This is a genomic window from Martinezella rhizogenes, assembly GCF_000799715.1.
Taxonomy (GTDB): Bacteria; Pseudomonadota; Alphaproteobacteria; order Rhizobiales; family Rhizobiaceae; genus Rhizobium; species Rhizobium rhizogenes_C.
Window position 1 is genome coordinate 323,847 of the sequence record NZ_JUHG01000014.1, and the last position, 12,561, is coordinate 336,407.

Consider the following 12,561-nt stretch of genomic DNA (forward strand, 5'->3'; position numbering starts at 1 on the left):
TTCCTCTTGCCCGATAGCTGTTGTCTTCTATAGCGGCACGCGGATAGGGTGACACCTCATTTTTGGGAAAAACTGCACATCCGTGAATGAACGAATAATGACCAGCGTCGATGCTTTCTCGGCCGCCGAGCTTGCCTCGGAGGAAAGTCGTGCCTCCGCGACTCCGATGATGGAGCAATTTATCGAGATCAAGGCGAACAATCCCGGTTCGCTGTTGTTCTATCGCATGGGCGACTTCTACGAGCTGTTCTTCGAGGACGCCGTCGATGCCTCGCGGGCGCTTGGCATCACGCTCACCAAGCGCGGCCAGCATATGGGCCAGGATATTCCGATGTGCGGCGTGCCGGTGCATGCCGCCGATGATTATCTGCAAAAGCTGATCTCGCGGGGCTTCCGCGTTGCCGTCTGTGAGCAGATCGAGGATCCGGCCGAGGCGAAGAAGCGCGGTGGCAAGTCGGTGGTCCGGCGCGACGTCGTCCGTCTGGTAACGCCGGGGACGATTACCGAAGAAAAGCTGCTTTCGCCCTCGGAATCCAACTATCTGATGGCGCTCACCCGCATTCGCGGCGGCACGGAGCCGCAGCTGGCACTCGCCTGGATCGATATCTCGACCGGTGTCTTCCGGTTGGCGGAGACAGAGGCGTCGCGGCTGCTCGCCGATATCCTGCGCATCGATCCGCGCGAGTTGATCCTGCCGGACACGATGTTCCACGATCCGGATCTGAAGCCGGTTTTCGACGTGCTTGGCCGCGTGGCGGTGCCGCAGCCGGCGGTCCTCTTCGACAGCGCCAGTGCCGAGGGCCGTATTACCCGCTATTTCGGCGTTTCGACGCTGGATGGTTTCGGCACGTTCACCCGCGCCGAGCTTGCCGCCGCTTCGGCAGCGGTTGCCTATGTCGAAAAGACCCAGATCGCCGAGCGGCCGCCGCTTGGAATGCCGGAGCGCGAAAGTGGCGCCTCGACCCTGTTTATCGATCCAGCCACCCGTGCCAATCTGGAACTGGTGCGCACGCTTTCCGGCGACCGCAATGGTTCCCTTCTGAAGGCCATCGACCGCACGGTGACCGGCGGGGGTGCGCGCCTGCTGGCCGAGCGGCTGATGTCGCCGCTCACCGACCCCGCGCGCGTCAACGAAAGGTTGGATTCGATCGGCTTCCTCGTCGAAGAGCCGTCGCTTTGCAGCGATCTGCGCACGGCGCTGAAACATGTGCCCGACATGCCGCGCGCATTGTCGCGCCTGGCGCTCGACCGTGGCGGCCCGCGCGATCTCTGGGCGATCCGCCAGGGTCTCGGTGCCGCCGCCGATATAGCCCGTATGCTGGGCTCAGCACTTCTGCCGGAAGAGCTGGAAGCGGCCCTTGCCGGGCTTCGCTCTCTGCCCGCCGATCTTGAAGCTCTGCTTGCCGAAATGCTCGCCGATGAACTGCCCTTGCTGAAGCGCGACGGCGGTTTCCTGCGGGAGGGGGCGAATGTCGAGCTGGACGAGGTGCGGGCGCTTCGCGACCAGTCGCGCCGGGTCATCGCCGGGCTGCAACTGCAATATGCCGAGGAAACCGGCATCAAGTCGCTGAAGATCAAGCACAACAATGTGCTCGGTTATTTCATCGAGGTCACCGCCGGCAATGCCGGGCCGATGATCGACAGTGCCGAGGCCAAGGCGCGGTTCATCCACCGCCAGACCATGGCCAATGCCATGCGCTTCACCACGACTGAGCTTGCCGATCTTGAAAGCCGCATCGCCAATGCCGCCGACAAGGCGCTGACCATCGAGCTGGCAGCCTTCGACCGCATGGTTGCAGCCGTCGTCGCCGAGGCCGAGGCGATCAAGGCCGGCGCCCGCGCACTATCGGTGATCGATGTTGCCGCCGGGCTGGCATTGCTGGCAGAGGAGCAGGCCTATTGTCGGCCTGTGGTCGATGCCAGCCGGATGTTCGCCATCGAAGGCGGCCGCCATCCGGTGGTCGAGCAGGCGTTGCGCCGGCAGGCGGGCGGTCCCTTCGTCGCCAATAATTGCGACCTGTCACCGACATCAGATGGCAAGGACGGAGCGATCTGGCTGCTGACCGGCCCGAACATGGGCGGTAAATCGACCTTTCTGCGCCAGAACGCGCTGATCGCCATTCTCGCCCAGATGGGCTCCTTCGTGCCCGCTGCTTCCGCCCATATCGGCATTGTCGACCGGCTGTTCTCGCGCGTTGGCGCGTCCGACGATCTGGCGCGCGGCCGCTCCACCTTCATGGTCGAAATGGTCGAGACTGCGGCGATCCTCAATCAGGCGACCGACCGCTCGCTGGTCATTCTCGACGAGATCGGCCGTGGCACCGCCACGTTCGATGGTCTCTCGATTGCCTGGGCGTCGGTCGAGCATCTGCATGAGGCCAATCGTTGCCGAGGTCTGTTCGCCACGCATTTCCATGAGCTGACCGTGCTGTCGGAAAAGCTCGAGCGGCTCTCCAATGCCACCATGCGCGTCAAGGAATGGGACGGCGATGTCATCTTCCTGCATGAGGTCGGGCCGGGTGCGGCCGACCGTTCCTACGGCATCCAGGTGGCGCGGCTCGCCGGCCTGCCGGCCTCGGTGGTGGCGCGCGCCCGCGACGTTCTGACGCGTCTGGAGGATGCCGACCGCAAGAATCCGGCAAGCCAGCTCATCGATGATCTGCCGCTCTTCCAGGTCGCGGTTCGCCGCGAGGAGGCGGGCGGCAAGCGCGGGCCGTCCAAGGTCGAGGAGGCGCTGAAAGTGCTCGATCTTGACGATTTGACGCCGCGCGCAGCCCTCGATGCGCTATACGAACTGAAAAAGACCCTGAACAAGGCCGGCTGATAACAGGCGATTTCCAAGGATAATCCGATGCATATCGAACATCTTCTTGCCGAGGTCCGCGTTCTCGCCGACCGCTTTTCGCCGATTGCGGCGCGCGGCAAGATCTGCGGCGAGGGGGAGGCACCGGACTGTGAGTCCGACCGTGGGCTTCTCAACATCGCTTTGTCCTGCAGCCGGATTTCCGATATTACATCGGCAATCGCCAAGGCGGGCTATTGGGAATGCGAGCGCGAAATGGTGACGCAGATTGGTGCCCAATCGCGAAACATATTGCATAGCATAAACGAGTTGAGACGCTCGCTTGTGGTGCCGCAGCCCTAAAACCGCCGATTTCTGCGTCGACAGCCGTCATTCTTCGTCAACCTTGACCCGATAGAACTCCCCGAAAGCGCTGGTTCGGGAAATTTGGCTCCAAGCCGGATTATGGGATTCGGGCGTAGAATGCCTGTGTCAATCGCCGGGCAAAGAGGCTATAGCGCATGCAGACGAAAAGACAGGCGCGCCGGCAATTGGCCGCGGTCACTGAACAGGATTCCGGTCGGCCGAGCATGGTTAAGCATGACATCGATTTCTCCGTCGTTCTCGACGTCCCCGCGCTGAGAGCGGAATGCGAGACCCTCGCCAAACGTCATGAAGACAAGAAGGACGAGCGTTCGGCCCTTCTCGCTCTGCTGAAGAAGGCAAGCCAGGAAGGTCGTCAAAACGCGCGCCGCCTGCTCTCGGAGGAAGGCGGCGGGCTTGATTGCGCGCACCGGATTTCCTGGCTGCAAGATCAGATCATCACCGTTCTCTACGACTTCACGGTCAGCCACCTCTATCCGAAGCAGAAGGGCTGCTTCACTGTGACTGCCGTCGGCGGCTATGGCCGCGACACGCTGGCGCCGGGCTCGGACATCGACCTTCTCTTCCTTTTCCAGCCGAAGCCGGCGGAGGAGACGCACAAGGCGGTCGAGTTCATCCTCTATATGCTCTGGGACATGGGTTTCAAGGTCGGCCACGCCACGCGCACCGTCGAGGAGTGCATACGCGAGGCGAAGTCCGACATGACGATACGCACCGCCATCCTCGAGACGCGCTATATCTGCGGTAACGAGCCCCTGGCGCACGAACTGGAGACGCGGTTCGACAAGGAAATCGTCACCAATACCGGCCCGGAATTCATTGCCGCCAAGCTTGCCGAGCGCGACGAGCGCCACCGTAAGGCCGGCGACACCCGCTATCTGGTCGAGCCCAACGTCAAGGAAGGCAAGGGCGGCCTGCGCGATCTGCACACGCTGTTCTGGATCTCCAAATATTACTACCACGTCCGCGATCCGGTCGAACTGGTGAAGCTCGGCGTGCTCTCGAAGCAGGAATACCGCCTCTTCGAAAAGGCCGAGGATTTTCTCTGGGCCGTGCGTTGCCACATGCATTTCCTGACGGGAAAGGCCGAAGAGCGGCTGTCCTTCGACATCCAGCGGGAGATTGCCGAGGCGCTCGGCTATCACGCCCGGCCCGGTCTTTCCGCCGTCGAACGCTTCATGAAGCACTATTTCCTCGTCGCCAAGGATGTCGGCGATCTCACCCGCATCCTCTGCGCAGCACTTGAGGACCAGCAGGCCAAGGCGACGCCGGGGCTTACCGGCGTCATCAGCCGGTTTGCCCATCGCTCGCGCAAGATCCCCGGCACGATCGAGTTCGTCGAGGATCGCGGCCGCATCGCGCTTGCCAATCCAGACGTTTTTAAGCGCGATCCGGTAAGCCTGATCCGCCTGTTCTTCGTCGCCGATATCAACGGGCTGGAATTCCATCCCGATGCGCTGAAGCGCGTCACCCGTTCGCTCGGCCTGATCGACAATGATCTACGCGAGAACGAGGAGGCGAACCGGCTTTTCCTCTCTATCCTCACCTCCAAGCGCGATCCCGCACTGATTCTCCGCCGCATGAACGAAGCAGGCGTGCTTGGCCGCTTCATTCCGGAATTCGGCAAGATCGTCTCGATGATGCAGTTCAACATGTATCATCACTATACGGTGGACGAGCATCTGATCCGCGCCGTCGAGGTGCTGTCGGAGATCGACAAGGGCAAGGCGGAGGATATTCATCCGCTGACCAACAAGCTGATGCCAGGCATCGAGGACCGCGACGCGCTCTATGTCGCCGTGCTGCTGCACGACATCGCCAAGGGCCGCGAGGAGGATCACTCGGAAGCTGGCGCCAAGGTGGCGCGCAAGCTTTGCCCGCGCTTCGGCCTGTCGCCGAAGCAGACCGAGCTGGTCGTCTGGCTGATCGCGGAACACCTGACCATGTCGATGGTCGCCCAGACCCGCGACCTCACCGACCGCAAGACCATCATCGATTTCGCCGACCGGGTACAGTCGCTCGACCGGTTGAAGATGCTGCTGATCCTGACCGTCTGCGATATCCGCGCCGTCGGTCCCGGCGTCTGGAACGGCTGGAAGGGGCAGTTGCTGCGTACGCTCTATTACGAGACCGAACTGCTCTTGGCCGGTGGCTTCTCGGAAGTATCACGCAAGGAGCGGGCGGAAGCCGCCGCCAAGGCGCTCGAAGCCGCGCTGGATGATTGGGGTCAGAAAGCCCGCAAGGCCTATGTCAAGCTGCACTACCAGCCCTATCTCCTGTCCGTGCCGCTGGAAGATCAGATCCGCCATACGCGCTTCATCCGCCAGACCGACAAATCGGGCCAGGTTCTGGCAACCATGGTGCGCACCGACAGCTTCCACGCCATCACCGAAATTACCGTGCTGTCGCCCGACCATCCGCGCCTCCTGACCGTCATCGCCGGCGCCTGTGCCGCGGCCGGCGCCAACATCGTCGACGCGCAGATTTTCACGACGGCGGATGGCCGCGCGCTCGACACCATCCATGTCAGCCGTGAGTTCACCGATGATGCGGACGAACTGCGCCGCGCCGGGACTATCGGCAGGATGATCGAGGACGTGCTGGCTGGCCGAAAGCGCCTGCCGGAAGTCATCGCCACCCGCACGAAAAATCGCCGCAAGAACAAGGCTTTCGTCATCCCGCCATCGGTGACGATCTCCAACAGCCTGTCCAACAAGTTCACCGTCATCGAGGTCGAATGCCTCGACCGAACCGGTCTCTTGTCGGAAATCACATCGGTTCTTTCGGATCTGTCGCTCGACATCCACTCGGCGCGGATCACCACCTTCGGCGAGAAGGTCATCGATAGTTTCTACGTGACCGATCTCGTCGGGCAGAAGATCTCCAACGAAAACAAGCGAGCCAATATTACCGCGCGCCTGAAGCCGGTGATGGCGGGTGAAGAGGACGAGATGCGCGAGCGCATGCCGTCCGGCATGATCGCGCCCGCCTCCACGCGGTCGCTCAATGCCGAAAAGCCCAATACCGAAAAGAAAGCCGGTTCAGCCGCATGAGCCTCGTCAAGAAATTCATCACCGTCGGTGGCGCGACGCTCGGCAGCCGCATCTTCGGTTTCGCCCGCGAAACACTGATGGCCGCCGCCCTCGGTACGGGGCCGATGGCCGACGTCTTCTATGCCGCATTCCGCTTTCCGAACCTGTTCCGCCGTCTTTTCGCCGAGGGTGCCTTCAATGCCGCCTTCGTGCCGCTGTTTGCCAAGGAGATCGAGGCGAACGGTATCGAGGGCGCCAAGCGCTTTTCCGAGGAAGTCTTCGGCGTTCTCTTTTCCGTGCTGTTCCTGATCACCGTCGTCATGGAACTGTGCATGCCGCTGATCGTGCGCTGGATCATCGCACCGGGCTTTGCCGACGATCCGGACAAATTCTCGATCACGGTGCGCCTGGCGGCCGTGATGTTCCCCTATCTCATGTGCATGTCGCTGACGGCGATGATGAGCGGCATGCTGAATTCGCTGCATCATTTCTTTGCCGCCGCCGTTGCGCCCGTCTTCCTCAACGTGGTGATGATCGGAGCGCTGTTCTATTCGCTCTATTTCGGCGCCGTGCCGCTGGAAACCGCCTGGTACCTGTCCTGGGGCGTGCTCGCCGCCGGCATCCTGCAATTGCTCGTCGTCTATATCGGCGTGCGCTATGCCGGCATCAACATCGGCTTCCGCTGGCCGCACTTCACGCCGAATGTGAAGCGTCTGTTGATCCTCGCCATTCCCGCCGCCGTCACTGGCGGCATTACCCAGATCAACCAGATGATCGGCCAGGCGATCGCCTCCAGCCGCGAGGGCGCGATCGCCGCCCTGCAATATGCCGATCGCATCTATCAGCTGCCGCTCGGCGTCGTCGGCGTCGCCGTCGGTGTGGTGCTGCTGCCGGAGCTGGCGCGTTCCTTGAAGTCAGGCCATCTGAAGGAGGCCGGCAATCTGCAGAACCGCTCGATCGAGTTCGTGCTGTTCCTGACCTTGCCGGCCGCCATGGCGCTCTGGGTGCTCTCGGATGATATCATTCGCGTTCTCTACGAACGCCGTGCCTTCCATCAGGAAAATACCCTGATCGTCGGCTCGATTCTGGCGATCTACGGCCTCGGCCTGCCGGCCTTCGTGCTGATCAAGGCGTTGCAGCCGGGCTTCTATGCCCGCGAGGATACCAAGACCCCGATGCGCTTCTCCGGTGTCGCGGTCGCCACCAACTGCGCGATCGCGCTCAGCCTCTTCCCGTACATGGGCGCGCCCGGCATCGCCGTGGCCGAAGCGACGGCCGGCTGGATCAGCACGGTGCTATTGTTCACGACGCTGTTGCGTCGGGGTCATCTGACCTGGGAATGGGCGCTTGCCCGTCGCACCGCGCTGCTGCTCGTTTCAGCTGGCGTCATGACGGTCATGGTCGTCTATCTCCAGCATCGCTGGGAGCCATGGCTCGCCTCGGGCGCGTCGCTGTTGACCAAGGTCAGCACGCTCGGCCTTTTGATCGGAATTTCCATGCTGGTCTACTTCGCTGTCGCCTTCCTGATTGGCGGCGCCGACATCGGGATGATCCGCCGCAACATCAAACGCAAGCCGCGGACACCGGCGCCGGATGCGGAAGTGGTGAACGGGGAATAGGCATGCCCCTTCGCCCCGCTCCTGAGCTTGCCGAAGGGGCGGGGAGAAGGTGGGTTGGAGCGATCGAACGGAGTGAGATTGCGACAAGTCGGATGAGGGGCTTTCGCGGGTGTCGCCGCGAAAATAAGCTTTGCCGACTCCGCCATCGTTTCGGCTGGGCAGGATAGCCTGCCGACGCCGAGCTTTTGTGCCTGGCCCCTAACCCTAGCCCTCTCCCCGCAAGCGGGGCGAGGGGACGATTTCGCCAAACGCGGAGCCCATGCATGCCCCAATCCCTCTTCCTCATTACCCTCATCGTCGATGACTACGATCGCGCCAAGGCCTTCTATTGCGATTGCCTCGGCTTCGACTGCCTACAGGATGAAGTGCAGCCCGAGGGCAAGCGTTGGCTCGTGGTGAAGCCGAAGGGTGGTGATGGTGCGGCGTTGCTGCTGGCGCAAGCCGCCGATGACGGACAGCGGGCGGCCATCGGCAATCAGGCCGGCGGCCGTGTCGGCTTCTTCCTCAAGACCGACGATTTTGCCCGCGATCACGCCGCGATGGTCGCAAAAGGCGTCCGTTTTCTCGAGGAGCCGCGCCATGAGGCCTACGGCACTGTCGCGGTCTTTGCGGACCCCTACGGCAACACCTGGGATCTGATCCAGCATTCTTCCTGAGTTCCCGCCACATATCCTCTTGATCCCCGCCTGTCCGCCGTGCATAAGCCCGCCGAACACCAAGGGTCGAGCGCGAGCTTGCCCGGGCCCTCCACCAGCCTTTTGAGGACGACATGACTGAATTCAAGCCGCTCGTATTTTCCGGCGTCCAGCCGACCGGCAATCTCCATCTTGGCAACTATCTCGGCGCGATCCGCAAGTTCGTGGCGCTGCAGGAAAACAACGATTGCATGTATTGCGTTGTCGACATGCATGCGCTCACCGCCCAGCTCGTGCATGAGGACATGCAGAGCCAGACGCGGTCGATCACCGCTGCGTTTCTTGCCGCCGGCATCGATCCGGAAAAGCATATCGTCTTCAATCAGTCGACCGTGCCTCAGCATGCCGAACTCGCCTGGATCTTTAATTGCGTCGCCCGCATCGGCTGGATGAACCGCATGACGCAGTTCAAGGACAAGGCCGGCAAGGACCGTGAGCAGGCCTCCCTCGGCCTCTACGCCTATCCGAGCCTGATGGCCGCCGATATTCTCCTTTATCGCGCCACGCATGTGCCTGTCGGAGACGACCAGAAGCAGCATCTGGAACTGACCCGCGACATCGCCATGAAGTTCAACCTGGATTTCATGGAACACATACGCCGCTCGGGCTACGGCATCGACATCACGGTCGGCGACGAGCCGGTGCATGCCTATTTCCCGATGGTGGAGCCGCTGATCGACGGCCCGGCGCCGCGCGTCATGTCCTTGCGTGACGGCACCAAGAAGATGTCGAAGTCGGATGCCTCCGATCTATCGCGCATCAACCTGCTCGACGACGAAGAAAACATCTCGAAGAAGATCCGCAAGGCCAAGACCGATCCGGACGGTTTGCCGAGCGAGATCGCTGGCCTCTCCAACCGCCCGGAAGCCGACAATCTCGTCGGCATCTATGCCGCCCTTGCCGACAAGTCGAAGGCGGACGTGCTCTCGGAATTCGGCGGCCAGCAGTTCTCCGTCTTCAAGCCGGCCCTGGTCGATCTCGCCGTGCAAGTCCTCTCGCCGATCACCGGCGAGATGCGCCGCCTGATGGCTGATCCGGGTCATATCGATGGGATCCTGCGCGACGGCGGTGCCCGCGCTCGTGCCCGTGCAGATGTGACGATGAACCAGGTCCGCGATATCGTCGGCTTCATCTACTGACCATCTCATGACGGCAGCCCCCGTTGAAAAACGGGGGCTTGCAAAACGCCTCCTTCAGGTGGCAGAGTCGTCGCATGGTATCAAAACGTCTCTCACGGCTCGAAGGTCACCGCCGCAAGTTCATGGCGGTCATTGATGGCACGCCTGAATGCCAGCGAGCCGTCCATTATGCCGGTCGGCGGGCCAAGAATTCCAATGGCGGCCTTGTGCTTCTCTATGTGATCCCCGAGGGCGATTTCCAGCAATGGCTTGGAGTCGAGGAGATCATGCGTGCGGAAGCGCGCGAGGAGGCCGAGGCGACGACGGCGAAGGCGGCGCAGATCGTGCGCGAGAATATCGGCATCGATCCGGAGATCGTCATCCGCGAAGGCTCGGCCGCCGACGAGATCAATGCGATGATCGAGGAAGACAGGGATATAGCGCTTCTCGTTCTGGCCGCCGGCTCCGCCAAGGAAGGACCGGGACCGCTGGTGTCCTCGATCGCGGGACGCGCTGCCGCCTTTCCGATCCCGGTGACGGTGCTGCCGGATACGTTGACGAATGAGGAAATCGACGCGCTGAGTTGAGTTGGCAAGGGCTATTTCTTGAGGCCTGGTCTCTTGATTAGAGCGGTCAAAAAGCCTATCTTCTTTTGAAATATTCTAAAGTCGGCGCAGGGCTTTCGGCCCGCCGCATGGAGATCAAGATGTTCATTCAGACCGAAGCGACGCCGAACCCCGCGACCCTGAAATTCCTGCCGGGCAAGGTGGTGATGGAAAGCGGCACAGCCGAATTCCGCAGTGCCGACGAGGCGGAAGTCTCGCCGCTTGCCGCTCGCCTGTTCGATATTACTGGCGTCAGCGGCGTCTATTTCGGCTACGATTTCATCTCCGTCTCCAAGGACGACCAGGAATGGCAGCATCTGAAGCCAGCCATCCTCGGCTCGATCATGGAGCATTTCATGTCCGGCAAGCCGGTCATGGGTGCAACGTCGGTTCTCTCCGAAGCGCAGGATGCCAGTGGCGAGTTCTTCGATGAGGGTGACGAGACGATCGTGCTGACCATCAAGGAATTGCTGGAGACCCGTGTTCGTCCGGCCGTGGCCCAGGATGGCGGCGACATCACCTTCCGCGGCTTCCGGGATGGCAAGGTCTACCTCAACATGAAGGGATCCTGCGCCGGTTGCCCGTCGTCCACGGCGACGTTGAAGCATGGCATCCAGAACTTGCTGCGCCATTTCGTTCCGGAAGTTCAGGAAGTCGAAGCCGTCTAATCTTCGCATTTCGGAAAAATAAACATGATTGTACTGGCGCTCGACACGGCAGGTGTGGATTGCGCTGCCGCGGTGTATGATAGCGGCAGTGATTCTGTGATTGGGGAGGTCACGGAGACGATCGGGCGGGGGCATGCCGAGCATTTGATGGATGTTGTCGACGCGGCGCTGGCGAAAGCCGGAATAGCGCTTGCAGCGGTCGAACGCATCGTCGTGACCGTCGGCCCCGGTTCCTTCACCGGCATCCGCATCGGCGTTGCCGCCGCTCGCGGTTTCGCGCTCTCCCTCGATATTCCCGCCATCGGCGTCACGACCCTTGAGGTTATGGCTGCCAACGCGCGGGAGCAGAATCCGGGTCAATCGGTTCTGGCCGCCATCGACGCCAAGCGCGAGGAGATTTATCTCCAGTCCTTCGACGCCGATGGCTGTCCGCTGGATGAAGCCCGTGCCGTGACGATCGACGAAGCGCGGGCAATCGCCGGCGCCTTCGATGGTATCGTCACCGGCACGGCCGTCGCCCGGCTCAGCGAAGCGCCGCCCGCGGAGCGGCCCGACGCATTTCCGATTGCCGTCGTTGCCCGGCTGGGCGCTGCCAAACCTGTCAGCGACAAGCCGAAACCGCTTTATCTTCGCGGACCCGATGCCAGACCGCAGGCCGGGTACGCTGTTGCCAGGCTATAGACATGCTCGAATCCTATCTGACCTTGAAAGCCGAATATGAAATCGTCCCGATGCAGCTGCGGGATTGCGTCGAAGTGGCTGCCCTGCATGGCGAGCGGTTTGCGCGGGTCTGGGACGATGCCGAGTTCGAGAATCTGCTGTCGCAGGACACGACCTTCGGCTTCGTTGCCCGGCAGACCAACGCCATCCTGAAAAAGACGCTTCCGGGCTTCGTGCTGGCGCGGCATATGGCTGACGAGGCCGAGATCCTGACGATTGCCGTTAGCGCCAAGCTTGGCCGCACCGGCCTCGGGTGGCGGCTGATGCAGGCGGCGCTGCGCGAGGCGCGTAATCGCGGCGGCGAAACCATGTTTCTCGAGGTCGACGGCGTCAATCAGCCGGCCGTCGGGCTCTACCGCAAGCTCGGTTTCGAGACGGTCGGCGAGCGCAAGGCCTATTATGTCGATGAAAACGGCGCGAAATCGACGGCGCTTGTCATGCGGCGCGTTCTTCGCTAGTCCGTTGTCATAGACGAAGTGACCGAAGACCGTATTTGATGATCGATCCCGTAAAATCTCTGGAAGAGCTTTGCGCCGAGCGCGGCATGCGCATGACGGAGCAGCGCCGGGTCATTGCTCGTATCATCGAGGATTCCGGGGATCATCCCGATGTCGAGGAGCTGCACCGCCGCTCCGTCAAGGTGGATGCGAAGATCTCGATTTCGACGGTCTATCGCACGGTGAAGCTTTTCGAGGATGCCGGCCTTCTCGCCCGCCATGATTTCCGTGACGGCCGCTCGCGTTACGAGACCGTGCCGGAAGAGCATCATGATCACCTGATCGACCTGAAGAGCGGCGAGGTGATCGAGTTCCACTCGCCGGAGATCGAGGCGCTGCAGGAGCGCATTGCCCGCGAACATGGTTTCAAGCTCGTCGACCACCGGCTGGAGCTCTATGGTATCCCGCTGAAGAAGGACGAACGCTGAGGTGATGACTGCC

The 12,561-nt window shown here is 61.9% G+C and carries 11 protein-coding genes; all 11 read left to right on the plus strand.

Annotated features, from left to right (window positions below; translation table 11 throughout):
* The first annotated feature begins 82 nt into the window (after positions 1–82).
* Positions 83–2,824: a DNA mismatch repair protein MutS gene (gene mutS / locus EX00_RS19085; RefSeq protein WP_047461293.1), complete on the plus strand. Its 2,742-nt coding sequence runs from the start codon at positions 83–85 to the stop codon at positions 2,822–2,824.
* Positions 2,825–2,851: 27 nt separating this feature from the next.
* Entirely contained in the window at positions 2,852–3,145 is a 294-nt protein-coding gene (locus tag EX00_RS19090; protein WP_047461299.1) for a hypothetical protein, read from the plus strand.
* Positions 3,146–3,303: 158 nt separating this feature from the next.
* A complete protein-coding gene (locus EX00_RS19095; protein WP_047461307.1) occupies positions 3,304–6,219 on the plus strand; it encodes a [protein-PII] uridylyltransferase in 2,916 nt (971 codons plus the stop codon).
* Positions 6,216–7,817 (plus strand): murein biosynthesis integral membrane protein MurJ, encoded by a 1,602-nt coding sequence (gene murJ / locus EX00_RS19100; protein ID WP_047461310.1) that lies wholly within the window; start codon positions 6,216–6,218, stop codon positions 7,815–7,817. Before EX00_RS19095 ends, murJ begins: the two co-directional genes overlap by 4 nt.
* A gap of 263 nt (positions 7,818–8,080) precedes the next feature.
* The gene (locus EX00_RS19105) at positions 8,081–8,473 is read left to right on the plus strand and encodes a VOC family protein (protein ID WP_047461313.1); all 393 of its coding nucleotides are present in this window, start codon (positions 8,081–8,083) and stop codon (positions 8,471–8,473) included.
* Between the two features lie 113 nt (positions 8,474–8,586).
* A complete protein-coding gene (gene trpS / locus EX00_RS19110) occupies positions 8,587–9,651 on the plus strand; it encodes a tryptophan--tRNA ligase (protein WP_047461317.1) in 1,065 nt (354 codons plus the stop codon).
* A gap of 74 nt (positions 9,652–9,725) precedes the next feature.
* Positions 9,726–10,217, plus strand: a complete 492-nt coding sequence (locus EX00_RS19115) for a universal stress protein (protein ID WP_047461320.1) — start codon at positions 9,726–9,728, stop codon at positions 10,215–10,217.
* Positions 10,218–10,336: 119 nt separating this feature from the next.
* Entirely contained in the window at positions 10,337–10,903 is a 567-nt protein-coding gene (locus EX00_RS19120; protein ID WP_047461322.1) for a NifU family protein, read from the plus strand.
* A 24-nt stretch (positions 10,904–10,927) separates the two neighbouring features.
* Complete coding sequence (tsaB, locus tag EX00_RS19125) at positions 10,928–11,584, plus strand: tRNA (adenosine(37)-N6)-threonylcarbamoyltransferase complex dimerization subunit type 1 TsaB (protein ID WP_047461325.1); 657 nt, start codon at positions 10,928–10,930, stop codon at positions 11,582–11,584.
* A 2-nt stretch (positions 11,585–11,586) separates the two neighbouring features.
* On the plus strand, positions 11,587–12,081 hold the full coding sequence (locus EX00_RS19130; protein WP_047461327.1) for a GNAT family N-acetyltransferase: 495 nt from the start codon (positions 11,587–11,589) through the stop codon (positions 12,079–12,081).
* A 38-nt stretch (positions 12,082–12,119) separates the two neighbouring features.
* Positions 12,120–12,548, plus strand: coding sequence for a Fur family transcriptional regulator (locus EX00_RS19135; protein WP_047461328.1), 429 nt, complete (start codon positions 12,120–12,122; stop codon positions 12,546–12,548).
* The last annotated feature ends 13 nt before the right edge of the window (positions 12,549–12,561 follow it).